This window comes from Oceanobacter sp. 5_MG-2023, from assembly GCF_030548165.1.
Taxonomy (GTDB): domain Bacteria; phylum Pseudomonadota; class Gammaproteobacteria; order Pseudomonadales; family Oceanobacteraceae; genus Oceanobacter.
Genome location: NZ_JAUORS010000026.1, coordinates 11,544 through 36,818, shown reverse-complemented (window position 1 = coordinate 36,818; position 25,275 = coordinate 11,544). Strand labels below are relative to the sequence as shown.

21 protein-coding genes are annotated in these 25,275 nt (G+C 50.7%); 9 read left to right on the top strand and 12 right to left on the bottom strand.

Annotated features, from left to right (window positions below):
• Positions 1-9 precede the first annotated feature (9 nt).
• The 4 genes from Q4551_RS14485 to atzF all read left to right on the top strand — a co-directional run bounded on the left by Q4551_RS14485 (position 10) and on the right by atzF (position 6,984).
• Positions 10-726 carry an urea amidolyase associated protein UAAP1 gene (locus Q4551_RS14485; protein WP_303434584.1) on the top strand — a complete coding sequence of 239 codons (717 nt, stop codon included), beginning with the start codon at positions 10-12 and terminating at the stop codon, positions 724-726.
• 3 nt (positions 727-729) lie between these two features.
• Positions 730-1,371 carry an urea amidolyase associated protein UAAP2 gene (locus tag Q4551_RS14480; RefSeq protein WP_303434583.1) on the top strand — a complete coding sequence of 214 codons (642 nt, stop codon included), beginning with the start codon at positions 730-732 and terminating at the stop codon, positions 1,369-1,371.
• Positions 1,372-1,487: 116 nt separating this feature from the next.
• A complete protein-coding gene (gene uca / locus Q4551_RS14475) occupies positions 1,488-5,132 on the top strand; it encodes an urea carboxylase (protein ID WP_303434582.1) in 3,645 nt (1,214 codons plus the stop codon).
• Between the two features lie 19 nt (positions 5,133-5,151).
• Positions 5,152-6,984 (top strand): allophanate hydrolase, encoded by a 1,833-nt coding sequence (gene atzF / locus Q4551_RS14470; protein ID WP_303434581.1) that lies wholly within the window; start codon positions 5,152-5,154, stop codon positions 6,982-6,984.
• Positions 6,985-7,128: 144 nt separating this feature from the next.
• Here the strand turns inward: atzF and yghU are convergent, their stop codons facing one another.
• Positions 7,129-7,989, bottom strand: a complete 861-nt coding sequence (gene yghU, locus Q4551_RS14465; protein ID WP_303434580.1) for a glutathione-dependent disulfide-bond oxidoreductase — start codon at positions 7,987-7,989, stop codon at positions 7,129-7,131.
• A 319-nt stretch (positions 7,990-8,308) separates the two neighbouring features.
• On the opposite strand from yghU, the gene Q4551_RS14460 reads away from it, so the two are divergent.
• The gene (locus Q4551_RS14460; protein ID WP_303434579.1) at positions 8,309-8,713 is read left to right on the top strand and encodes an STAS/SEC14 domain-containing protein; all 405 of its coding nucleotides are present in this window, start codon (positions 8,309-8,311) and stop codon (positions 8,711-8,713) included.
• 214 nt (positions 8,714-8,927) lie between these two features.
• On the opposite strand, the gene Q4551_RS14455 is transcribed toward Q4551_RS14460, so the two are convergent.
• The 4 genes from Q4551_RS14455 to Q4551_RS14440 all read right to left on the bottom strand — a co-directional run bounded on the left by Q4551_RS14455 (position 8,928) and on the right by Q4551_RS14440 (position 13,165).
• Positions 8,928-9,722, bottom strand: coding sequence for an amino acid ABC transporter ATP-binding protein (locus Q4551_RS14455; RefSeq protein WP_303434578.1), 795 nt, complete (start codon positions 9,720-9,722; stop codon positions 8,928-8,930).
• Positions 9,723-9,739: 17 nt separating this feature from the next.
• Positions 9,740-10,885, bottom strand: a complete 1,146-nt coding sequence (locus Q4551_RS14450; protein ID WP_303434577.1) for an amino acid ABC transporter permease — start codon at positions 10,883-10,885, stop codon at positions 9,740-9,742.
• A 2-nt stretch (positions 10,886-10,887) separates the two neighbouring features.
• Entirely contained in the window at positions 10,888-12,084 is a 1,197-nt protein-coding gene (locus tag Q4551_RS14445) for an amino acid ABC transporter permease (protein ID WP_303434576.1), read from the bottom strand.
• Between the two features lie 67 nt (positions 12,085-12,151).
• Positions 12,152-13,165 (bottom strand): amino acid ABC transporter substrate-binding protein, encoded by a 1,014-nt coding sequence (locus Q4551_RS14440; protein WP_303434575.1) that lies wholly within the window; start codon positions 13,163-13,165, stop codon positions 12,152-12,154.
• Positions 13,166-13,527: 362 nt separating this feature from the next.
• Between Q4551_RS14440 and Q4551_RS14435 the strand changes: the two genes are divergently transcribed.
• The 3 genes from Q4551_RS14435 to Q4551_RS14425 all read left to right on the top strand — a co-directional run bounded on the left by Q4551_RS14435 (position 13,528) and on the right by Q4551_RS14425 (position 15,862).
• A complete protein-coding gene (locus tag Q4551_RS14435) occupies positions 13,528-13,956 on the top strand; it encodes a thioredoxin family protein (protein ID WP_303434574.1) in 429 nt (142 codons plus the stop codon).
• Positions 13,957-13,958: 2 nt separating this feature from the next.
• The gene (locus Q4551_RS14430; RefSeq protein WP_303434573.1) at positions 13,959-14,663 is read left to right on the top strand and encodes a cytochrome c biogenesis CcdA family protein; all 705 of its coding nucleotides are present in this window, start codon (positions 13,959-13,961) and stop codon (positions 14,661-14,663) included.
• A gap of 407 nt (positions 14,664-15,070) precedes the next feature.
• Positions 15,071-15,862, top strand: a complete 792-nt coding sequence (locus Q4551_RS14425; protein WP_303434572.1) for a sulfotransferase family 2 domain-containing protein — start codon at positions 15,071-15,073, stop codon at positions 15,860-15,862.
• A 95-nt stretch (positions 15,863-15,957) separates the two neighbouring features.
• Here the strand turns inward: Q4551_RS14425 and Q4551_RS14420 are convergent, their stop codons facing one another.
• Both Q4551_RS14420 and Q4551_RS14415 read right to left on the bottom strand, forming a co-directional pair.
• The gene (locus tag Q4551_RS14420) at positions 15,958-16,866 is read right to left on the bottom strand and encodes a M56 family metallopeptidase (protein WP_303434571.1); all 909 of its coding nucleotides are present in this window, start codon (positions 16,864-16,866) and stop codon (positions 15,958-15,960) included.
• Complete coding sequence (locus tag Q4551_RS14415) at positions 16,856-17,293, bottom strand: BlaI/MecI/CopY family transcriptional regulator (RefSeq protein WP_303434570.1); 438 nt, start codon at positions 17,291-17,293, stop codon at positions 16,856-16,858. The genes Q4551_RS14420 and Q4551_RS14415 overlap by 11 nt, the downstream gene beginning before the upstream one ends.
• Positions 17,294-17,572: 279 nt before the next feature.
• On the opposite strand from Q4551_RS14415, the gene Q4551_RS14410 reads away from it, so the two are divergent.
• Positions 17,573-19,699: a TonB-dependent receptor gene (locus Q4551_RS14410; RefSeq protein ID WP_303434569.1), complete on the top strand. Its 2,127-nt coding sequence runs from the start codon at positions 17,573-17,575 to the stop codon at positions 19,697-19,699.
• A 193-nt stretch (positions 19,700-19,892) separates the two neighbouring features.
• On the opposite strand, the gene Q4551_RS14405 is transcribed toward Q4551_RS14410, so the two are convergent.
• From Q4551_RS14405 to rsxB, 5 genes are read right to left on the bottom strand one after another with little or no spacing between them, the layout of a single operon-like run.
• Positions 19,893-20,606 (bottom strand): electron transport complex subunit E, encoded by a 714-nt coding sequence (locus Q4551_RS14405; RefSeq protein ID WP_303434568.1) that lies wholly within the window; start codon positions 20,604-20,606, stop codon positions 19,893-19,895.
• Positions 20,606-21,274 carry an electron transport complex subunit RsxG gene (gene rsxG / locus Q4551_RS14400; protein WP_303434567.1) on the bottom strand — a complete coding sequence of 223 codons (669 nt, stop codon included), beginning with the start codon at positions 21,272-21,274 and terminating at the stop codon, positions 20,606-20,608. The genes Q4551_RS14405 and rsxG overlap by 1 nt, the downstream gene beginning before the upstream one ends.
• The gene (gene rsxD, locus Q4551_RS14395; RefSeq protein WP_303434566.1) at positions 21,274-22,320 is read right to left on the bottom strand and encodes an electron transport complex subunit RsxD; all 1,047 of its coding nucleotides are present in this window, start codon (positions 22,318-22,320) and stop codon (positions 21,274-21,276) included. The genes rsxG and rsxD overlap by 1 nt, the downstream gene beginning before the upstream one ends.
• Positions 22,320-24,638, bottom strand: coding sequence for an electron transport complex subunit RsxC (gene rsxC, locus Q4551_RS14390; RefSeq protein ID WP_303434565.1), 2,319 nt, complete (start codon positions 24,636-24,638; stop codon positions 22,320-22,322). Before rsxC ends, rsxD begins: the two co-directional genes overlap by 1 nt.
• Positions 24,635-25,255: an electron transport complex subunit RsxB gene (gene rsxB / locus Q4551_RS14385; protein WP_303434564.1), complete on the bottom strand. Its 621-nt coding sequence runs from the start codon at positions 25,253-25,255 to the stop codon at positions 24,635-24,637. The genes rsxC and rsxB overlap by 4 nt, the downstream gene beginning before the upstream one ends.
• Positions 25,256-25,275: the final 20 nt, after the last annotated feature.

Genomic DNA, 25,275 nt, shown 5'->3' with positions numbered 1-25,275 from the left:
GGAAAAGCAATGAAAAATTACAAAACTATTATTCCAGCGGCCAGTCATTGGTCTTTGAAAGTGCGTCGCGGTATGCAAATGACGCTAACAGATGTGGAAGGCGGTGCCAATGTTGGCATGGTTTTTTACAACCCTGAGAACTTGCTAGAGCGTTATAACGCGCCAGATACATTGAAAGGACAACATACTTTCAAGCTAACAAAAGGTCATTGTCTGTATTCCGATATGGGGCGTATTTTCGCTTCCATCATCGAAGATTCAGTAGGTTGGCATGAAACTGTGAGCGGAAACAGCCATGCCTCTCATGTGGAAGCGAAATGGGGTAAGCGTGATTATCAAAAAGATCATAATGAATGGCTGCAAAATGGTACGGATGCTTTATTAGTCGAGATGGCAAAATACGGATTAACTCAAGCGGACAGTACTGCGAACTTAAATTTGTTTAGCAAAGTTGTCACAGATGCTGACGGTAATATGCGTTTAGTAGAAGACAACAGCCCAGCGGGTAGTCGTATCACTTTGCGTTTTGAAATGGATACTTTGGTTATGCTGCACACTTGTGCTCATCCTTTGAGTCAAGCAACGACCTATCCGAAAAAGCCAGTTTCAATTCTATTAGAAAAAGCAGCGCCAGTTGAAGCAGACGATTTTTGCAAAATTTCTCGCCCAGAAAATGAACGAGGTTTTGCGAACAACGAACTTTATTATCTTGGCTATGAGGGTTAATCCATGATCAAAGAAAGCGTATTAAATACCAATGAAGCAAGCCAAATTTTTCATATTGAAGCGGGCGATTATTTTATCGCTACTATCAAATCAGGCAGTTATTTTCGTATCGTTGACCTGGAAGGTAACCAAGCAGCGGACACACTTTTTTACAACGCCAATAAACCGTCTGAGCGTTATAGTGCAACTGACACTATTCGTGAACAAGGGAATGTTTATTTGACCGCTGGATCAGAGCTTCGTACCAACGAAAATAACGTAATGATCACCATTGAAGCAGATACTTGTGGTCGACATGACACCTTAGGTGGTGCCTGTGCAACAGAAAGTAACACCATACGTTATGACCTAGAAAAGCGTTGTATGCACGCCTGTCGTGATAGCTGGATGTTGGCGATTGCGGAAAATCCAGAGTATGGCTTATCGAAACGCGACATCAGCCACAATATCAATTTCTTTATGAATGTGCCTGTTACGGAAGAGGGTGGTTTAACGTTTGAAGATGGCATTTCTGGTGCTGGAAAGTATGTGGAAATGAAAGCTCAGATGGACATAGTGATACTGATTTCGAACTGTCCGCAATTAAATAACCCTTGTAATGGTTACAACCCAACACCGATTAATTTATTAGTTTGGGAAGCTTAATTGAGTCTCGCTTAAGGTAGTAAAAGAGAGGCATATTGAGATTTGAATAATAACACGCACAGTGGACGGCCATTGTGATGAGAGTGCAATCGGGACGGCCCGAACAAGGTTAAAGTATGCAGAGCAAAACCAATTATGAGTTTCACAAGGTACTCATTGCTAATCGTGGCGCGATCGCGACCCGTATTCTGCGAACGCTGAAAAAAATGCAGATTGGCTCCGTAGCCGTTTATGCGGAATCAGATGCTAAGAGTTTACATGTTAAACAGGCCGATGAAGCCTTTTCATTGGGTGAAGGCAGTGCCAGCGAAACGTATCTGGATATGGAGAAAATCCTTTCCATTGCGAAACAATCTGGCGTGAACGCTATACATCCCGGTTACGGATTTCTAAGTGAAAATGCGACCTTTGTTCGTCGTTGTGAAGAAGAAGGTATCGCTTTTATTGGCCCTACTGCAGAGCAAATGGTGGAATTTGGTCTGAAACATCGTGCTCGTGAGTTAGCGGAACAAGCGAATGTGCCTTTATTGTCAGGCTCAGACTTATTAAAAGATTTAACTTCCGCTTGCGAGACAGCTAATAATATTGGTTATCCCGTTATGCTGAAAAGTACCGCTGGTGGTGGCGGTATCGGTATGCAGCTTTGCCACAATGAAAAGGAGCTTCAAGACGGCTTCGATTCAGTGAAGCGTTTGGGCGCGAATAACTTTGCCGATGACGGTGTGTTTTTAGAAAAATTCATCGCTCGTGCGCGTCATATAGAAGTTCAAATTTTTGCCGATGGTAAAGGTAAAGCATTGGCTTTAGGGGAGCGAGATTGTTCCAGTCAGCGCCGCAACCAAAAAGTCGTGGAAGAATGTCCTGCCCCACATTTAACTCAACAAGTTCGTGCACAGCTTCATGCCACAGCAGAATCTTTGCTGTCTTCCGTTAAGTACCGTAATGCAGGGACGGTCGAGTTTATTTATGACATGGACAGTGAAGACTTCTACTTTTTGGAAGTAAATACTCGCTTACAAGTTGAACACGGTGTGACAGAAGAAGTCTACGGTGTTGACCTTGTAGAGTGGATGATTCGTTTAGCCGCTGGGGAAGATTTGGCCTTAGACGATAAACGTCATAATCTGGTGGCCAAAGGCCATGCAGTACAAGTTCGAGTTTATGCAGAAGACCCTTATAAAAACTTTCAGCCGTCGTCTGGCTTACTTAGTCAGGTGTCCTTTCCTGAGAACCAAGACAATGAAGTACGTATCGACTATTGGATAGAAACAGGCATACAAGTATCGCCTTATTTTGATCCAATGCTCGCCAAGGTTATTGTTCACAAAGAAGATAGAGACAGTGCTTTTCTAGCGCTAAAAAACACATTAGATGAGAGTATTATTTATGGTACGGAAACCAATTTAGATTACCTACGTAATCTTGTTGTTGATCCTGTTCTTTTAAAGGGAGAGGTCAGTACCCGTTATCTTAATGAGTTTAAATATCAACCAAAACGTATTGATGTGCAAAGTGGCGGCACGCAAACCACTCTACAGGACTTTCCAGGTCGTGAGCATCACTGGAATGTCGGCGTACCACCTTCTGGTCCGTTTGATAATTATCATTTCCGCTTAGCCAATCGTTTATTAGGCAACCCAATAGACAGGGCTGCGATGGAAATTACTCTCCAAGGGCCAACGTTATGTTTCAGTTATGACACAAAAATTGCGCTTTCAGGGGCAAAAATTGACGCTAAGTTAGATGGTCAGCCGATTCCTCTTAATCAAGTCATCGAGCTATCAGCGGGTCAAACATTGACGTTAGGTAGAATCAAAGACGGTGGTGCAAGAAGCTACCTTGCGGTGGCAGGTGGCTTTGATTGTCCAGATTATTTGGGCTCAAAGTCCACCTTTACGCTAGGACAATTTGGCGGCCACAACGGGCGTGCGATTCAAACGGGTGACGTACTTCATGTACTGGAACCCGTGACAGAAGAACCAAACACCGTTGTACCGTCTGGTTTGCTGCGGGAACTTACTAATGAATATGAACTGCGTGTTATCTATGGTCCTCATGGTTCACCGGATTTCTTTACCGATGAAGACATTAAAACCTTTTTTGAAACAGAGTGGGAAATTCACTATAACTCCAGCCGAACGGGAGTACGCTTAATCGGGCCTAAACCTGAATGGGCTCGTAAAGACGGTGGTGAAGCTGGCTTGCATCCTTCGAATATTCACGATAACGCTTATGCTTTTGGCAGCGTGGATTTTACCGGAGATATGCCGGTGATTCTTGGACCTGATGGTCCTTCTTTGGGTGGCTTTGTTTGTCCTGCAACCGTCATTACGGCTGATTTATGGAAGCTTGGGCAGTTGCGTGCGGGAGATAAAATTCGTTTTGTCTCTGTCAGTATTGAAGATGCTGTCGCGTTAGAAGCGGAACAAAATAAAGGTTTGTCTGAATTAACAAGCATTCAAAACAGGACGATGCCTTGTCCTGTTTTGAGTCCTATTCTGAAAACCTTACCTGCTGATCGTTTTGGCGACGAGATTGTTTATCGTGCTGCTGGCGATCATTTCTTGTTAGTGGAATACGGCGAACAAATTTTAGATATTCGTTTACGTTTTCGCGCTCATGCTTTAATGCAATGGCTAGAACAAAATCCGTTAAAAGGCATGCGAGAACTCACTCCAGGTATTCGCTCTTTGCAGATTCACTATGATAGCCAAGTATTAAGTTACACCGCATTACTTGAGCATCTTGAGCAAGCTGAAATGGCACTCAGCGAAAAACTCACGGAATTATCTGTGCCTTCTCGTATCGTGTATTTACCGCTTTCTTGGGACGATAAAGCCTGCCAAGAAGCCATTGATAAATACAGCCAATCCGTACGATCGAATGCCCCTTGGTGCCCAAGCAACTTGGAATTTATCCGCCGTATTAATGGCTTGGACAGCATAAATGATGTGAAAGACATTCTTTTCAGTGCGAGTTACTTGGTAATGGGGCTTGGGGATGTTTATCTCGGCGCACCAGTCGCAACGCCAGTGGATCCTCGTCATCGTTTGGTGACAACCAAATACAACCCAGCGAGAACATGGACCGCAGAAAATTCCGTTGGCATTGGCGGTTCTTATTTGTGTGTGTATGGCATGGAAGGACCTGGAGGTTATCAATTCGTGGGACGAACGCTGCAAATGTGGAACCGCTACCGCCAAACGACAGAATTCAGCAAGCCTTGGCTATTACGTTTCTTCGATCAAATTCGTTTCTACGAGGTGAGTCATGAAGAGCTACAACAAATTCGTGACGATTTCCCTCATGGTGGCTTTTCTAATAACAAAAGCCCAATTCGTATTGAGGAAAGTGAATTTTCTCTGGCTGACTATCAAGCTTTTATAGAGGAACAAAGCGACAGCATCGATACTTTTAAGCAGCAACGCAATGAGGCCTTCGAAACGGAGTTGGCGAATTGGCACGCCAATGGCCAATTCCATTTTGATAGTGAAGAAGCGGATGTAGTAGCAAGTGAAGTGACATGGAATGAAGACGCGATTGTTATCGATAGCCCTGTCTCTGGCAGCTTATGGCAGACAGAGGTGACAGTAGGACAAGAAGTACAAGCAGGCGAACTATTGGTTATTTTAGAGTCGATGAAAATGGAAATTCCTTTATACGCTACAGAAGCCGGTGTCGTGACGGATTTGTTATTAACCGACGGTAGTCGAGTCAGCGCAGGGCAAGCCATTGTCGTGTTAGAAGCTGCAAATAAGTAGAGAATGGGAACTGAGAATTATGAGTATGACGATGAATAACGAAATAGAACATAGCCTTGATATGGGCATTGATGCACTGCGCGCTCAATATGCAGAAGGAAAAGACACACCAGAGAAAATTATGGAAGATATTCGACAGCGTGCAGAGCAGTATAAAGACCACAATATTTGGATTCATCAGCTATCGCAAGCAGAGCAATCTGTTTGGTTAGAAGGTCTAAAAGAAAAACCTTTGGATACTCATCCATTGTGGGGGATTCCCTTTGTTATTAAAGATAATATTGACCTTGCAGGTATTCCGACGACGGCAGGATGTAAAGAATTTGCTTATACACCGGACGTTTCTGCTAAAGTTGTACAACAGCTTATTGATGCTGGTGCTATACCTGTTGGTAAAGCGAACTTAGACCAATTTGCAACAGGGCTAAATGGTACACGTTCACCTTATGGCGCGTGCCATAACGCGTTTAATTACGATTATGTGAGCGGTGGCTCTAGTTCAGGTTCTGCGGTATCGGTTGCATTGGGGTTAGCTTCATTCAGTTTAGGAACCGACACGGCAGGTTCTGGTCGTATACCAGCTTGTTTTAATAATCTTGTCGGTGTGAAGCCAAGTATCGGTTTGTTATCGGCAACCGGTTTAGTACCAGCATGCCGTAGTTTGGACTGCATCACCATTTTCTCTTACAACACAGACGATGCGAATCTTGTTTTATCAGTAGCAGAAGGTTTTGATAAAAGAGATGGTTACAGCCGTGCTAATCCATTTTTGAACCAAGCAAGGCAATATGGATTGCGAACAGGGCCATTAATGGTCGGTGTGATCCCAGAACATCAGCTGAAATTCTTTGGTGACAAAGGTTATCAAAAAGCTTATGAAGCCACTTTGGCAAAACTCAAGGACGAAGGTTTTTCATTCCAAGAAATTGACTTTGCCCCATTCGATGAAATCGCCAAACTCTTGTATGAAGGTCCATGGGTATCGGAGCGTTATATTGCCGCTCAACCTTTGATTGACGAAAAACCAGAGGCGATATTTCCTGTGGTTCGAGAAATCATTGCGCCTGGTGGAAAACCACCTGCTACGTCTTTGTTTAAAGCGCAGTATCGTATTAATGATTTAAAACAAAATTGTTTAGCACAAATAGCGCAGGTCGATTGTTTGCTAACGCCAACCGCAGGTCGTCATTTCACGGTCGCAGAAATGTTGGCAGAGCCGATTAAGCATAATAGCGAGCTGGGTTATTACACCAACTTCATGAACCTATTAGACCTCGCTTCTATCGCTGTGCCGATGATGATGACGGAAAGTGGTATGCCTTTTGGTATTACTTTAGTCGGTTCGACTTTTAGTGATAGAGAGTTGATGTCGATTGCTAACCGTATTCAGCAAGCTTTACCTTTGAAAAAAGGGGCTCTAGACAGCATCGCCACACCGAAAAATACGACACCAGTGACAAGCACTAAAACCATTGATGTGATGGTTTGTGGTGCTCATTTAACAGGGCAGCCATTGAATTGGCAACTTGTTGAGCGTGGAGCCATGTTGAAAGCCAAAACAAAAACTGCAGCCAGTTATCGCATGTACGCCTTAGCCGGTGGCCCGCCGTTAAGGCCCGGGCTTGTTTTAGACAAAGAAAAAGGCTCAGCGATTGAAGTGGAAGTTTGGTCTATACCTACTGAAAACTTCGGTAGCTTTGTGGCATGCATTCCAGCGCCACTAGGTATAGGTAAAGTGATTCTTGCGAATGGCAGTCAAGTGAGCGGGTTTATATGTGAACCTTCTGGAATAGAAGGTGCGGAAGAAATCACCAATTTTAAAGGTTGGAAAGCTTACTTAAGTTCAATATGAATGCTTAAGAAAGCATACCTGTAGTGGTTCAATAATTTCGGGCACCAACGTAAGTGGTAAGATTACCACCATAAGAGAGGTGTACGGGATTATTGAACCACTACAACAGTGCCGTTTGTGTCTCCTAGAGCACTTCGGGGGTTTTTATTTACCCGCGTTCAAAGCGGTATCAATATCGCTGGCGTTATGCCGTTCTAACAGTTGTTCGTTTGGCTCACCAAAATTGCGGTTGATAATACGGCCGCGTTTAACCGCCGGGCGTGCATCAATGGCTTTGGCCCAGCGCATCACGTGGGTGTAACCCTCGGCTTCAATAAATTCGGCGGCATCGTACAGGCGTCCGAGAATCAATGCGCCATACCAGGGCCAGATGGCGATATCGGCGATGGTATATTCGTCGCCACACATAAAGGTGTTGTGTGCCAGGTGCTGGTCGAGTACGTCGAGCTGACGTTTGATTTCCATGGTGAAGCGGTTGATGGGGTATTCAAATTTTTCTGGGGCGTAGGCGTAAAAATGACCAAAGCCACCGCCCAGCATGGGGGCACTGCCCATTTGCCAGAATAACCAGTTAAAGCATTCGGTGCGGCCAGCGGCATCGGTGGGAATAAAGGCATCAAACTTTTCGGCCAGGTACATCAGGATGGAGCCGGATTCAAATACTCGTTGTGGTGGTGTGACGCTGTAATCCAGTAGCGCTGGAATTTTGGAGTTCGGATTAACGCCGACAAAACCGGAACTGAACTGGTCGCCGTCAACAATCTGGATCATCCAGGCGTCGTATTCTGCGGCGGTTTTTCCTGCTGCCAGCAGCTCTTCCAGCATTACGGTGATCTTGATGCCGTTAGGTGTTCCCATGGAGTAAAGCTGCAATGGGTGTTCACCCCGAGGCAATTCCTTGTCGTGAGTGGCTCCGGCTACCGGGCGGTTTATATTGGCAAACTTGCCGCCATTGCCAGGTTCCCAGGTCCAGACATTGGGAGGCGTATAGGTCGTATCGCTCATGATTCAGTCTCCATCGACAGGGTAAAAGTGTACAGGGGACATCCATTTGATCCGGTGCTCACTCTGGGCTACCGGATGATTTCGAATCACGGAGCCGACTTGCAGGCCTGACGGGTCAAGTCACAAGTCGGCGACACTCGCGCAGAGCCGTGCAGGATTAAATAGATGTCTCCTACAGTGTATGAAGTTAGCGGGGTTTGACTACGGTGCTTTCTGGCACGATGAGTTGCAGTTGGCTTGATGCAGCTGCTTGTGGTCGTTTTATTCTTGGGTAATCTGATACTTATCTCTTCATGACTGTCTGATCAAGGAGGCTGCAATGACGCGTAAACAGCATGGGTTATCGATTGGAATCAACCGTGAAAATGAGCGGTTTTTTATCTCTCTCAAGGCTCAGGGAATCCTGACGCATCGCGATTATGAAACCATTACTCCGTTGCTGGATGGGGCGCTGGCGGAAGTCAATGATCCCAAGGTCAGAATCATGATCGATGGTTCCGAATTTGAAGGCTGGGAGTTACAGGCCGCCTGGGATGATCTCAAACTGGGGTTGAAGCACGGCTCCGAATTTGAGCGGATTGCCATCTATGGTAATGCCGACTGGCAGCAGTGGATTGCCAGAACTGCCAGTTGGTTTATTGCTGGGGAAGTGCGCTTTTTTGATAATTATATCGATGCGCTGGATTGGCTCTGTGATAACAAGGTGGGTGCAACCAGGAAATAAACCCACGAAATAAACCTACGATAGGGTGGTGTCGGTATGCTGTGTCTGGTTTGTCTTTGTTACGACTGAGCCACCAGGGTTAGGGCGCTATGACGACGCTATAAGGTGGGAGGCCGAAGCCAGGGATACAAAGAATAAAAGAATAAAAGGATAGCCAGCGTTGGTATTGGTCAGCGTGATGGGCTGCAATGCAGCCCATCGATCGAGGGTTTGATCAGTGCTGCAGTACCTGGCTGAGGAACAGCTGCAAGCGATCGGTTTCTGGTTGTTCGAAAAACTCAACCGGTGTGTTTTCTTCAACGATTTCGCCACCGTCCATAAAGATCACACGGTCAGCCACTTTTTTGGCAAAGCCCATTTCATGGGTAACACACAGCATGGTCATGCCTTCATCCGCCAGTTCGACCATCACGTCGAGCACTTCCTTGACCATTTCCGGGTCGAGGGCGGAGGTGGGTTCGTCAAACAGCATGATTTCTGGTGCCATACACAGTGACCGGGCAATCGCTACCCGCTGTTGCTGACCGCCAGACAGTTGGCCTGGGTATTTCAGCGCCTGTTCTGCAATCTTGACCCGTTCCAGATAGTTCATCGCCATGGCTTCTGCTTCGGCCTTGGGCTTTTTTTGCACCCAGATCGGCCCGAGGGTCAGGTTTTCCAGAATGGTCAGGTGTGGGAACAGGTTAAAATGCTGGAACACCATACCGACATCGTGACGAATGGCTTCAATGTTTTTGACGTCATCGATCATTTCGATGCCGTTGACGATCAGCGCGCCGCGCTGGAATTCTTCCAGGCGGTTGATGCAGCGGATCATGGTCGATTTACCCGAGCCGGAGGGGCCACAGATAACGATACGTTCGCCTTTCTTGACGGTGAAATTAATGTCCTTGAGAACATGAAAATCACCGTACCACTTGTTCAGGCTGGCCAGGGTGATGACATCGCCGGGAGCCTGTATCGGCGCTGTGCCCTGAGAGACGTTGCTGTTGTTCAGATTGGTACTCATCGCTTGGTTTCCGTAAGTCAGGACTTGTGGCTGGTGTCTAGTTTGCGTTCAATGCGAGTGGCGACCATCGACATGCTGAAACAGCAGATCCAGTAAATCACCGCAACAAACAGGTACGCTTCGGTGGAGAAGCCACCCAGCCAGTTGGAATTGGTAAGGGCATTCTGGGCTGTACTGAGAATTTCAAAAATACCAATGATCATCAGGAAGGTGGTGTTTTTGAACAGCATGACCGAGGTGGCCAGAATATTCGGCATGGAGACCTTGATCACCTGCGGCAAAATCACCAGCAAGGTGGTTTGCCAGTAGCTCAGGCCAATGGCGGCGGAGGCTTCATACTGTCCGGATGGAATCGCCTGAAAACCACCGCGATACACTTCGGCCATATACCCCGCCATAAACAGCGTCAGTACGATCCAGACCCGCAACAGCTTGTCGACGTTGGTGCCTTCCGGGAAGAACAGCGGCAACATGACCGAGCCCATAAAGAACAGTGCCAGTACCGGTACGCCACGGAAAAATTCGATCAGTACCACACAGATGCTGCGGGCCATGGGCATATTGGAACGTCGTCCCAGAGCCCATAGAAACCCCAGTGGCATCCCCAGAATAATACTGGCAGACGCGAGGAACAGGTTGAGAGAAAAACCACCCCAGTAGGCGGTGCTGACGTATTCCAGACCCAGTAAACGGCCATCAAGAATGATAATGGCCATAAAGGGGAAGGCCAGCAGCAACATGATATCGACCTTGTTGCGCAGTTTCGGTGGCAACCAGTAAGGGGAGGATAATACAGCCCCTAGCAATATCAGGCTGAGATTGACCCGCCACAGGCTGGCATCCGGATAGTTGCCATACATCAGCGGTTGTATCCAGACCTTGATAAATACCCAACAGGCACCGTCGCCAGTACAGGCATCCTGGGTCTGGCCACTGATATGGGCTGAAATAAACAGCCAGTCGGCCAATGCCGGGATAAATGACCCCAGCAGTGCCAGCAGAACCAGAGTGATGGCACTGTTCAGTGGCGAGGAGAACAGGTTGTTCTTGAGCCAGGCTTGTTTGCCAACAACGGTAACGGGCGCTGGCTCAGCGGCTTTGGGATGAAAGATACGACCGCCAGTTGGCGTTGTGGTATCAGAGGGTACGACCGGGTGACTCATGGTTATTTCCTCTCTGCCAGGCTGACTTTGCTGTTGAACCAGTTCATGGTGAACGAAATGGTCATATTGATGGCGAAGTAGACGGCCAGAGTCATAAAGACAATTTCAATGGCTTGCCCAGTCTGGTTCAGGCTGGTACCGACAAAGACGGTAAACAAGTCGGGATAGCCGATGGCTGTTGCCAGGGTCGAGTTTTTCACCAGCGACTGATATTCGCTGTTGAGCATGGGCACAATAACCCGCATGGCTTGTGGTACAACGATCAACTTCATGATCTGGCTGTCTTTCAGGCCGATACTGCGTGCGGCTTCGGTCTGGCCATGAGGTACGGCCTGGATTCCGGCGCGCACGGCTTCGGCAATAAAGGCACCGGTATAGATACTCAGGGCAACCGCCAGCGCCATCAGTTCGGGGATAACGGTGATGCCACCACGGAAGTTGAAGCCTTTTAATTGCGGGTAATCCAGCGTGAAAGGAATACCGGACAGCAGGGTTGCCAGTAGTGGTAAGCCGATCAGCAAGGCCAGTGACAGACGTAATACCGGCAGTTGTACACCTTCCAGTTCCTGTTTGCGTTTGGCCCAGCGGTACAGGGCAAAAACACCGATGATGGCCGCAACGATCGAGCCGTACACCAGACCGGCACCGGGTTCGCTAATCAGCTTGGGCAAATACAGCCCGCGGATATTCAGGAAAAAAGCGTCTCCAAGGCTGTAACTGTTACGGGCGCTGGGTAACGCCGCCAGGACAGCGAAGTACCAAAAGAAAATTTGCAGCAGCAGAGGGATGTTGCGGAATATTTCGACGTACACCACTGACAGGCGCTGTACCAGCCAGTTGCTGGAAAAATAGGCAACACCCATCAAAAAGCCAATGATGGTGGACAACACAATACCAATGGCACCGACCAGTATGGTGTTGAGCAAGCCAACAATAAATGTATCGAAGTAGGTATGGGTGGCGTCGTAATCCACCAGGGTCATCAGAATGTCGAAGCCGGCCGTGGTGCTGAGGAAATCAAAGCCGGTCTGAATACCCCGGGATTCCATATTGGCGAGGGTATTGCTGATGATCAGAAATACAAGATATCCGATCCCGATTACCAGGAGCAGCTGGTAAAACAAGGCACGGAAACGGGGGTTATTATAAAACGCGGGAGCCGAGCCCGCAGGCTGGGTAGGGCGCGTACCGTTGGTCATAGGTCTCTCTCTGTATCCGGTAAAACGCATTCACCCGCCAAAAGGCGGGTGAATGTCATCGTGGCGATCAGCGGATCGGGTTGGAATACATAATGCCGCCCTTGTTCCACTGGGCGTTGAGGCCGCGGGCAATTTTCAGTGGTGAGCCAGAGCCGACGTTACGCTCGAAGACTTCACTGTAGTTACCTACTTGAGAGACGATGTTATAGGCCCACTTGGCGTCAAGGCTCAGTTTGGAGCCTGCGTCGCCGGTGTTACCCAGCAGACGTTGTTGTTCCGGTGTACCGGACTTGGCCAGTTTGGATGCCGTGCTGCTGGTGACATTGAGGAATTCAGCTTCAATCAAGGCAGCCAGTGACCATTTCACAACGTTGAACCAGGCGTCGTCACCCTGACGTACTACGGGTCCGAGAGGTTCTTTGGAGATGACTTCTGGCAATACCATGGCGCTTGATGGCTTTTTCAGGCCAATACGCAGGGCATACAGCTGGGATTGGTCGGAAGTCAGTACGTCACAGCGGCCACTTTCAAAACCGGAACGGGTCTGGTCGGAGGTATCAAAGGTGATCGCGGTGTATTTCATGCCGTGGGCGCGGAAATAATCCGCCAGGTTCAGTTCGGTAGTTGTACCGGCCTGAATACAAACCGCAGCACCGTCAAGGTCGTTCACGCTGCTGACACCGAGGCTTTTCGAAACCATAAAGCCCTGGCCATCGTAGTAGTTGACACCGGCAAAGTTCAGGCCCAGTGATACGTCACGGGTCAGGGTCCAGGTGGTGTTACGGGACAGCATATCGACTTCGCCAGATTGCAGCGCGGTAAAACGCTCCTTGGCGGTCAGTGGCTTGTACTGAACCTTGTCAGAGTCACCCAGTACGGCAGCAGCAACGGCGCGACAGACATCAACGTCGATACCGCTCCACTTGCCTTTTTCATCTTTTTGAGAGAAACCGGCCAGTCCAGTGCTGACACCACAGGATACGGAACCTCGTTTCTGTACATCTTCCAGCGTTCCGGCTTGTGCTGTCATAGAAAGACCGAGTACGAGGCCTGTTGCAGCCATCGTCACTTGTTTCAACATAGTGTGCTCCCTGTGTGAGTAGTATCGAGTAATAAAAGCGTTTGCTTGCTTCGCTCTGTTATTCAATAAAAGTGCCAATAAGTTACTGTTGCTCAAATAATGCACTGAAATCGTTCATGACCCCTTGTGATCAGCATCGTGGCTAGGTCGGCAAAATACAATGGGCAATACAAGACGCAGTTCTGGCATTTTTATCCAGAACTGTACTGGCTGTGCATTAATTCTGGGCGATCGGGATTGTTTTTTGCCCTGTTTTGGAGCGATTTTTTTGTGGGGTTTTTGCGTTGAAGCAGGAATTACCTGTAAGAAAACAGTCTGATAAACGACTGTAAAGTAAATTCCCTGACTACAAGAGTATGTTTATGTCCCGTTCTGTTAACTTCCTGCGCTCGACGACGAGCCGGAATAACTGGCTATTGATGGCTTGTCTGGCATTTTTTTCCCATTGGGCCACCGCCGCCGAAGGCCTGTTTGAACCCTTCACACAAGAGCGGTTTGAGGCACTGGTCGAGCAGCAAGCCCCGGTGCTGGTTGATATTCATGCGGTGTGGTGTCCGACCTGCAAGTTGCAGGGCGAAGTACTGTCTGCCTTCCAGAAAGAGCATGCCCAGTGTGACCTGACCATTTTACAGGTCGACTTTGATGATCAAAAAGAATGGGTGCGTCATTTCAAGGCACCACGGCAGTCCACTTTTGTGTTGTATACCGGCGGTGAACGTAGCTGGTTCAGTGTCGCTGAAACACGGCAAAATGTGATCACAGATGCCTTGAAACAACGGATCGGCTGCTGATCATGCTGGAGTTTTCGTCGATTCCGCTGGCATTTGTTGCCGGTATGCTCAGCATTCTTTCTCCTTGTGTCTGGCCACTATTGCCGATGACTGTCGGGGTTGCCCGTGCCAATGGCAAGATGGGCGTGCTGGCGATGGGAGCCGGACTCAGTCTGGCGTTTGCGATTGCCGGTTCGCTGCTGACCTTTGTATTGGTCAGTCTGGGTCTGGACCCGGAACTGTTCCGTTACTTCTCGGCGGCACTGTTGATTGTGATGGGGCTGATTCTGGTGATCCGGCCGTTGGCGGATGCGCTGACCCTGCGTTTGTCGATGTGGATGTCGCGACGCAATATCAACAGCGCCAAACTCGACTGGATGGGGCCATTTGGCACTGGTTTGTTAACCGGTATTGTCTGGTTGCCCTGTGTGGGGCCAACGTTGGGAGCGGCGATTGCACTGGCGTCGGTAGGGCAGGATCTGGCATTGGCCTTTGTGATTATGCTGGCCTTTGGTTTGGGAACCGCAGCGGTAATGATCGTTGCCGGGCTGACCTCATCGGCGGCATTACGACGGTTGAATAACCGGATGATTTCCGGTGGTCGTGCTGGCAAATACCTGTTGGGCAGCATGATGCTGTTGCTGGGTCTGGCGGTGCTGTTGGGGATCGACAAACTGGCAGAACGCTGGGCGGTGGGCTGGTTGCCGACCTGGATGGTCAGTTTCTGAAGATGGACACCCACTTGAATGCACTTGAATTGATGGACTAATGCTGAAGGTGGATGCTGAAGGTGGACACCCACTAACGCTCTTGAATGGATACCCATTGGAAGGATGAAATATAGGTATCTGTTTAATAGTGGGTGTCCGGCTTGTTTTTATCCGGCTTATTCGTCCGGATTGATCGCTTGTTTATTCATGAAAATCCCAGAAATCACTGCTGAAACTTACAAATAAAATGTTGGATGACAATTAAAGAATAGAACCAATAACCATAAGTTGAAATAGATTTTCTCGGATTTATTTCGTTCGTCTGGCTCTATTGTAAAAAGATGGCTTGATTATCAGAAATGTATTATGTAAATTCTTGTGATTTTATTTTAAAATAAATTACTCGAACCAGAATCAGGATTATTATGTCATTGTTTAAATACTCATCTGGAAGTCAGCTATCCCTGCCGAAAAATGATCAACACCAGTTTGCGATGCAACATGCAATGACGTTGTTTCATGCTAATGCTATTTATAGTTTTATACCTAAAAATGGCTGTTCAACTATGCGTCTATCTGTTGCTGTCGCTAATGGTTGTATTGATGGAATAGAGCAAGGCCATTGGATACATAATAATAATGGTACATTTATGCCTTCTTTGGCAGAAGCAGTGCGAGCCAACTATAAATTTGTTGTTTTACGTTGCCCGTTCAGGCGCCTGGCAAGCGTTTTTCTTGATAAATTTGTTGCGAAAGAGATAAATGCCTGGATGTATCGAGATGTTCTGAATCGAAACATTGAATTAGATGATTTGACCTTTGAGTCATTTGTTTTATCTTTGCAAAAGAAAGATATTTTGAATAGTGATATTCACTGGTGTCAACAAAGTGACTTTTTATTGTATAAAGAATATTCTGATTATTTTTCTTTGGAAAATTTTTCCAAAGCGATGAGCACATTAAAAGAGAAGATTTCTCTTGATGTGATCGATGCTCGACCACTGACCATGCATGGTATTGATGGTTATGAACTATTGGATGATAAAGATTATAGTCAAATGAATGCTTTTGATATTTCGATATTAAAGAGGCAAGGGAAGTGCCCTAGCCCTGCTTCTTTATATACACCCAAGTTAATAGAGGTGGTAAAACGTGTTTATGCCAAAGACTTTACCCTTTATAAAAAAAGATGTGATGCCAGGGATTTGTTGTTTTAATTTCCTGCTGTGTCACGACTAAAGATGGACACCCATTTCAGCTGAATGTAGGCATCCTTTCAACAATGGATGTCTGTTTATGAGTGGCGGATCACTCAGTGCAGAAACAGATAATCCAGCAGTGGGTGCAGCAACATCCCGAACAGCAATATTTGTACGATGGCCAACAGCGCCAGCAGGGTTGTCAGATAGCGGCCAGTTGCTGTCGACGCTGATGGCAGAACTGTTTCGGAGGCCAATGCTGGATCACTCGTCGCCATGCGATCGCGCAGATTGGTCAGCTCGTGTGGCTGAAAGCCTTGCTGTAGCACCAGTTCGTCGGCGATATGTTCAGTTACTTGATGATACATGGATATTAATCGACGGCGGGTCTGTGGCAGCCAGCACCAAAGCAGCCGTTGCAGCAACCAGCGCCTGAGATTGTCGCGCCGCCATTGGTGGCTGTGTTCATGAATCAACACCAGTCGGCGTTCGCGTTCGGTCAGTTCATCAAACAAACCTTGTGACAGGTAAATCACCGGCTGCCAAAAGCCAACACACCAGGCCAGACGCTTTGTCGATGGCACCAGTCGAATATTGCGCTGGCGATCCAGAGTTGAAAGGTGCTGCATCAATTGCAGTTGCCGATGCCGCCGCTGTAACTGCCACAGGCGCGACCCCAGCACCATGGCCAATATCAGACTCAGGACCAGCAGGCTGTTAATTGCCGTTGCGGAATACTCAATCAGTTCTGGTGCATGGACGCCGCATAGATCGCCGTGACAGTGGGGGATAAACCAGAAGCCAAGCCAGTCGGGATTGGCCAGCCAAAGGCCTGCACACAAGCCAACCATCCAGGGCATCAGGCTCCAATACCAGAGCCAGCGCTCTTGCTGGGCAGATGAGCTGGTGCCGAAACGTAACAGCCGGTCGGTGAGAAGGCTGCACAACCAGGCAGAGCCACAAAGCGCCACGGCTCCACCAAGAAATACATCGGTCAGTTCAGGAGCCAGATTATTGATCATTGCTTGGGTTGGCGGCTGAGGGGGTGTCTTGTTCCAGTGCCTGGCGCAACTGTCCTTGAGCCTCCGGAGTCGTGGCCGACAGATAGTCGACAAACCCGGCGACCAGTGCCTGGCCGTTGGCATCGCCGAGATCTGTAGCTATATCAGACAATAAACAGGCCACCAGATCAGCTTTCTGCAGCAGCGGCCGGTATAGATAGGAGCGGCCGCTTTTCTCCCGTGCCAGCAGGTGTTTGCGGTGCAGACGCTCAAGGGTACTCTGCACTGTACTGAGGCTGATGTTTTCTTGCTGTACTTGTAAAGACTGGGCTGATTGCGGACTCTGCTGCCAAAGCAGCTCCATCACCAGAATTTCCCGTTCACCCAGCGTTGGGGTGCGGGAGTGACAGCGATGAAAACCAAGCCAGCGTTTCAGTGAGACGGTCATAAAAGATTGAGTATTTTCCACTTGATGACCCAATCTTACACCTTCCGTTGTTTGTTAAGGTGTTTGTTAGGGTGTTTTTTGCTGCCAGCCCCAGACTGGAGCTGGTGTTAGCGGAGAGACGCACCTGGAAAGCAAATCTGGAAAGCAAATCTTTAATAACCGATGACCAACACCGAGCTGTTATCGGTATTGGCCTGTAATGCTTCAATCCCCCGGATAACACTGTCCACACCGTGGCTGGCAAGCCGTTGCAAGCACGGCCGTAATCCGGGAATCTTTATGAATCGTAAACGCTCCGCCTCTATTTATTCAGCGGTTAATACACTGCTTGTCTTGCCGCAGGCTGTGGTATTGGCTTGTTTGTCAGCGATGGTCCATGCGCATGGCGTCGACATGGACGATAGCTATCATGACCTGGAAAGTATTCATGTATTTGGCCGCAAACCGATGCTGGGAGAGGCCATTTCTGCTTCCGAAGGGTACGTTGATCAGGATGCCATTGAGGTGCGCCCGTTGCTGCGCACCGGTGAAGTGCTGGAACTGGTCCCCGGCATGGTGGTGACCCAACACAGTGGTTCGGGCAAGGCCAACCAGTATTTCCTGCGGGGGTTTAATCTTGACCATGGTACCGACTTTGCCGTGTTGGTAGACGAGATGCCGGTCAATATGCGCAGTCACGGCCATGGTCAGGGTTACACCGACCTGAACTTCCTGATTCCTGAAGCAATTCAATCGCTGGAATACCAGAAGGGCAGTTACGACGCCAGCGTTGGTGACTTCAGTAGCTCCGGCAACGCAGCGTTCACGACGGCTTCCCGGCTGGATAATGGCCTCGCCAAAATCACCCTGGGGCAGGATGCCTATCAGCGCGGCTTGCTGATGGACAGTGTTAACACCGGTACGGGGGACTTCTTCTACGCCCTGGAAAAACAGGGTTACGACGGCCCCTGGACCGATGTGAGCGAAGACATTGATAAAACCAATGTATGGCTGAAATACCACCAGCCGTTAGCCGGTGGCGACTGGTCGATCAGCCTGATGGGTTACGACAACCAATGGAACAGCGCCGATCAGATCCCGGAACGGGCAGTGGCCAGCGGCCAGATTGATGAACTGGGTTCGCTTGACGACACTGTCGGCGGCAAGAGTGACCGCTACAGCATCAATAGCCAATGGCAAAGCGCCAACCTGAGCCTGTCGGCCTACGCTATTCGCTACAATATGAACCTGTGGTCGAACTTCACTTATTACCTGGATGACAGCGACAATGGTGACCAGTTTGAACAGGTCGATCATCGCTGGATCTACGGCGGCCAGATCGAATATCGGCAGCAATCCGAGCTGGCCGGTGTGGTTGCCAGTACCCGCATCGGGGCGGATTACCAGCTTGATGATATTGATGAAGTGGGTCTGTATCACACCACTGAGCGCCAGCGCCTTGGTACCATTCGCAGCGACGCAGTGACCCAGCAAAGCCTGGGCTTGTTTGCCGATACCACGCTGTACTGGAACGAGCAATGGCGCACCATGATTGGCGTACGTTACGACTACTTTGATTTTGACGTAGACAGCCGGGTGGATGTGAACCAGAACGGCGTTGATCTGAGCGCCAACAGCGGCACTGCGGATGATACTAACCTGTCGTTGAAAAGCAGCCTGGTCTACGCACCGGATCAAAACCGGGAAATCTATCTGTCGATCGGGCAAGGACTGCATTCCAACGATACGCGCGGTACCACTATTCAGGTGGATCCGGCGGATGGCAGCGACGTTGATGCCGTTGATCCACTGGTGGACTCCATCGGTTATGAACTGGGCGTGCGTGGTCTGATAGCCGAACGCCTGAATGCTTCACTGGTGTTGTGGCAACTGGATCTTGATAGCGAGCTGCTGTTTGTTGGTGACGCCGGTAACACGGAAGCCACCCGGTCATCACGCAGGCAAGGGATAGAAATGACCGGCTACCTCAACCTTACCGAAGCCTGGAACGCCGACCTGGAGTACGCTTATACCCGCGCCCGCTTTCGCGACAGCTCGGATGATGGCGACTATATTCCGGGTGCTCCGGAATCCGTCGCTCAGGCTGGCTTGACCTATATTGGCGCGACGCCGTCCGCTCAGCCATGGTCTGGCAGCTTGCGTATGCGCTACATTGGCCCTCGTGCGTTGCTTGAAGATAACTCGGAACGGGCAGGCAGCAACCTGGTGCTTAATGCCGCCACACAGCTGGAGTTACAGAATTGGCAGTTTGGTCTGGAAGTGCTCAATCTGCTCGATAGCGATGACCATGACATCGACTACTGGTACGAAAGCCAGCTGGCTGGAGAAAGCGAAGCGCAGGAAGGCTTGCACTACCATGTAATGGAGCCGCGCACGGTACGGATGAGTGCGGCACTGATGTTTTAACGGCGGGGTTGCTGGAGGGGCTGGAGACTGGGACTGTTATTGCGATGCGGCTGCTCCGCTGATGGGCAGCCGTGTATTGAGTCCATCCTGATTTGGGTGTCCCGGTTGTTTCCCTCTGGTTATTTCCCGCTCCGGTTATTCCAGGGTGACATGGCCACGGACGAAGCCGGGCCCTGCGGTGATATTGTATGGGTCAGCCGATCTTGCCGGTCACTCGTACCCGTTTGCCACCGACTTCCGTTGGTGCCTTGGCCGCTTCTGCCGCCGCTTTGATGCGGCCATCAATGATGTTTTTCACCGCAATCAGCAAGCCCATGGCCATAAAGGCACCTGGTGGCAGAATCGCAAACAGGAAGTCGGGATAATCGCTGAACAGCTCTATTTTCCAGTGTGCGGCATCCGCTCCAAACAGCAGCTGCATATTGGAGAAAATCACACCCTGACCCAGTATTTCACGCATGGCACCCAGCACCACCAGGACGGCGGTAAAGCCCAACGCCATCATAAAGCCGTCGACGATGGAGGGAAGGATAGGATTTTTGCAGGCAAAGGCATCAGCGCGGCCCAGAATCGCGCAGTTGGTGACGATCAGGGGAATAAAGATCCCCAGCACCTGATACAGCTCGTAGGTAAAGGCTTGCATCACCAGTTCGGCGACCGTGGTAAAGGAGGCGATAATCATCACAAAGGCGGGCAGCCTCACCGCATCCGGTACGTGGTTACGAATCAGCGAGACCGAAAAGTTGGAGCCAATCAGCACCATCATGGTGGCCAGGCCAAGGCCCAGGGCGTTCACAACCGAACCGGTCACCGCCAGCAATGGACAAAGGCCAAGTAACTGGACCAGTGCCGGGTTGTTGTTCCATAAGCCGTCGAGGGAAATATCCCGCAGGGATTTGGTAGCCATTAATGATTCTCCACACGGCTGGCCGATGCAGGCAGCGGATAGCTCAGCAGTTGGGTTTGGTGTCGTTCGAAAAACTGCAGCGCGTGTTTGACCGCAGTCACGACCGCTCTTGGGGTAATGGTGGCACCGGTAAACTGGTCGAAATCGCCGCCATCTTTTTTGACGGCCCAGGCACTTTCTGCTGGGGATAGCAATGACTTGCCGTTAAATGCCATGACCCAGTCGGATTTTTTCAGGTCGATCTTGTCACCGAGCCCAGGGGTTTCGCGGTGGCTGATTACCCGTACGCCAGCAAGGCGGCCATCGGCATGAATACCGACCAGCAAGCCGATCTCCATGGTGTAACCGTCTGGCGCGACCACCGGCAAAATCACGGTCGTCACCTGTCCCTGGTGGCGCGCCAGATGAATACTGGCATCGTCGGGGAGAGGGCCCAACAGCCGGGTATCAAAGTTCCGGTTTACGCTGATCACGTCGGTGAGCAAGTCATTGTCGTATTGGTTGGCTGGGATGATTTCGTTGAGCGCACGGGACTGCGCCAAACGCATGTTATGGGCAATGCGGTCGGCTGTACCGACCTGGGCGATGGCGATGGCACCCGCGGTGACGATGGCAAACAGTCCCAGGCCAATGGCATTACGCTGAATGGAAGCCAGTAACTCTTTCATTATTTGGCCTCCGGTTTTTTCAGGCCGCGATTGGCCTTGGCATGACCATAGGTGCGTGGCTGGGTGTAGGCATCAATAAAGGGAGCGGCAAAGTTCATCAGCAACACGGCAAAGGCCACCGCGTCGGGGTAGGAGCCCCAGGTCCGGATGATATAGAGCAGAATCCCGATGCCGGCGCCGTAGATCAGTTTTCCCAGTGGCGTGGTAGCCGCCGATACCGGGTCGGTGGCAATAAAAAAGGCTCCCAACATGGTTGCGCCACTGAGCAAGTGCAGTGAAGCCGGGGTGTACATATCGGCGTCCCATCCCAGTATCAGTGAGCACAGCGACAGTCCGGCCAGCATGGCCACCGGAATATGCCAGGTAATGATACGTCGCCAGAGCAGCACCAGACCACCGGCCAGAAAGGCCAGATTGACCCATTCCCAACCACCGTTCAGCCAGCCATTAAAGGTGGTGTCGGTCAGGACTTCTGTGGCCGTTTTATTGCTGATCAGGTGCTTGTAGGTATCCAGCGGTGTGGCGCCGCTAAAGGCGTCGGCACTGCCACCGGCAAAAATCACCGACAAGGCATCACCCAACCCGGCAACGGAAGCTCCCATCTGGCTGGACAGTGCCCAGTTGGTGGTCATCTGCAGTGGAAAGGAAATCAGCACCAGGGCGTAACCGATCATGGCCGGGTTAAACGGGTTGTTGCCCATACCGCCGTACAGCTGTTTGGCGAAGATAATCGCAAACGCCGTGGCCACCAGGGTGATCCACCAGGGAGCCAGCGGTGGCAGCGCCAGGCCAATCAGTACTCCGGTGAGCAGGGCGCTGTTGTCTTTCAGGAAGAACATCACCGGACGTTGACGAATCCGGAGTATCAGGGCTTCGGTGGCGATCGCGAACAGTGCCGCCAGCACCACGTTAATCAGTGTGCCAAAGCCGAACAAGGCGGTCATTACCGCCAGCCCTGGCAGGGTGGCCAGAGTGACCGTCAGCATCACCTTTTGGGTGCTGTTGTTACCGTGTGCGTGAGGGGAAGAAAGGGTCATCAACGCCATTAGTCGGTTCCACTTGTGGTAGTCGTTTGGCTGGCCGTTTGCTCCAGCTCAGCCAGCTGTTGAGTCAGGGCGTTGAGCTTGTCCTGCTGTTTGTTAACACCGAGAGTCAGGGCATCGACGGTATCCAGTTGTTGCTCTCGGGCCATGGCCAGTCGTTCCTGTGCCTTGTTGAGGCGGTCTTGGGCGGCACGGATTTTTTTACGTACTGCGTCGGCCTCTGCGGAGGACTGGCTGCTGGGTTCGGTGCTGTCTGTGTTTGTCGCTACCGGCGCGCCGGTTACGGCTTGCCAGGCGGCCTTGGCTTCATCGACTCGCTGTTGCTGTTTGACGATGCCGGTTTCCAGTGCTGCGACCGTATCCAGACCTTGAGCCTTGGCTTCTTCCAGTCGCTTGATGGCGGCATCCAGGCGTGCCTGGGCGGTTTCCCATTTGCGTTGCAGCCGTTCCGGGCTGTTGGGGTCGCCCTTGTCGGGGCCGGCGGCGGTATCTGTCGCGGCTGCCGGTTGCGCCTTGAGGGCTTTTTTCTCGGCGGCAATGTCTTTGGCCAGATCTTTCATCCGTGTCTGGGCCTTGACCAGTGCACTTTCCAGGGCTGCTACCTTGGTTTGCTGGTCTTCGTCCCCGGCGGACAACGCTTGTTGTGCAGCCGAGAGTTTTTCTTTGGTTTTGCTGATCGCGGTCTGGGCGGCAGTCAGCTGCTTTTGTAGTTTTTCCAGCGCTGGCGAGGTCAAGGCCGCCGCCACTGGGCTACTGCTTGAGCCACCACTGGCAGCGGGAGTGGCTGAAGCACTGTTCTCCGCCGCGGCAGCGGCTTTTTTATTGGCTGCTGCCAGAGCAGCGGCTTCGGCCCGGGCCTTGCGTTTGGCTTCTTTTTCAGCCGCTTCACGCTCTTGTCGAGCCAGGCGACGTTCAAACCGTTCACGGGCCTGTTCGGATTTTTGATGGGCGGCGCGTTCTTCACGAATCGCCCCTTTGGCGTGGCGGTAATACTGCACCAGCGGAATCTGGCTGGGGCAAACGTACGAGCAGGCACCACATTCAATGCAGTCAAACAGGTTGTGCTGTTCGGCCTTGTCGAATTCTTCTGCCTTGCTGAACCAGTACAATTGCTGTGGCAATAATTGTGCTGGACAGGCCAGAGTACACATACCGCAACGAATACAGGCCATGGCGGCTTCGTTAACGGGCATTTCTGTCACGCTGGGGGCTAACAGGCAGTTGCTGGTTTTGACCAGCGGCAGCGAGTCATCCGGCAGGGTAAAGCCCATCATCGGGCCTCCCATAATGACGCGTGGCAATGGCTGTGGCTGATAGCCGGATAACTGCAACAGGTGCGATGCCGGTGTTCCCAGCATGACGTCCCAGTTGCCGGGATCACTGACGGCGTCACCGGTGACGGTGGTGATGCGGCTGATCAGTGGTTCGCCATGGTAAACCGCACGATAAATGGCGCTGGCGGTGCCGACGTTCTGGCAGACGATTCCCAGGTTGGCGGGAATGCCGCCAGAGGGTACTTCCTCGCCGGTCAGAATCTGGATTAACTGTTTTTCACCACCCGACGGGTATTTGGTCGGAATGGCAACGATACTGATCTGGCTGGACTGGTCGAGCGACTGGCATGCGTTGTTTAACGCAGCAATCGCTTCTGGCTTGTTGTCTTCGATGCCTACCAGACAACGCTGGGCACCCAGAATATGCAGCAATACGCGGATACCATGAATCACCTCGTCGGCCCGTTCACGCATCAACATATCGTCGGCGGTGATATAAGGTTCACACTCGGCGCCGTTGATGATCAGGGTATTGATCGGGCTGTTGCCGTTATCGTCACGTTTAACGGCCAGTTTGACCGCGGTCGGAAAACCCGCGCCACCCATACCAGCGATACCGCAGCCACGAATACGCTCAACCAGATCACTGGCGGCGATATCTTCAAGAGACGTGACCCCCAGTTCATCCAGCAGGCTTTGGTGGTCGATCCACTGTTCCTGGCCATCCGGCTCGATGATCAGACAAAGCGCGGTCAAGCCAGAAGCGTGGGGAACCGGCCGGTCTTCAATCGCCACCACCGTACCGGAAGTGGGCGCATGCAGGGGCACGCTGACAAAACCATCTGCGTGCGCGACAAGCTGACCTTTAAGCACGCGTTCACCGACAGCAACGCAAGGCACTGCCGGTGCGCCGATATGTTGGCCCAGTGGCAGCGTCAGCAGGGCGGGCAGTGGTGCAGGGCGAATCGGTGTGCGGGTGCTTTGCTGTTTGTTTTCTGCCGGGTGAATGCCCCCATCAAAGCTGTGCAGCTGAATCTGATGGGTCATGCGGCTTGTCCTTTGTGGTCATTACTGCTGGTGTCGTGGGTATTGGGCTGACGATCGGTTGCAATCAACTCAACCCCGGGGGTGGGTGCTTGCCAATACCAGGTGTTGGTCGTCGGTGTTAACGGCACCATATCGATGCAGTCCACCGGGCACGGCTCAACACACAAATCACAGCCGGTACACTCTGTTGCAACGACGGTGTGCATTTGTTTGGCGGCACCAATAATGGCGTCTACCGGGCAAGCCTGGATACACTTGGTGCAGCCGATACATTCGGCTTCACGAATAACCGCGACGGTGGGCAGGGCTTTTTCAGCACCGTGTTCGGCATCCAGTGGTTCTGGCTCAACACCAAGTAAATCCGCCAGAGACTGAATCGTACCCTCGCCACCGGGAGGACACTTGTTGATTTTCTCGCCGTTGGCAATGGCTTCGGCGTAAGGCTTGCAGCCAGGGTAACTGCACTGGCCACATTGGGTTTGCGGCAGCAGGTCGTTGATCTGGTCAACGATGGGGTTGCCTTCAACCTTGAAACGTACTGCCGCAAAACCAAGAATGGCACCAAAAATCAGGGCCAGAATCGCCAGTACGGTTACTGCAATCAGAACTGTTGTCATAGTAGTGCCTTGTTCGTTCC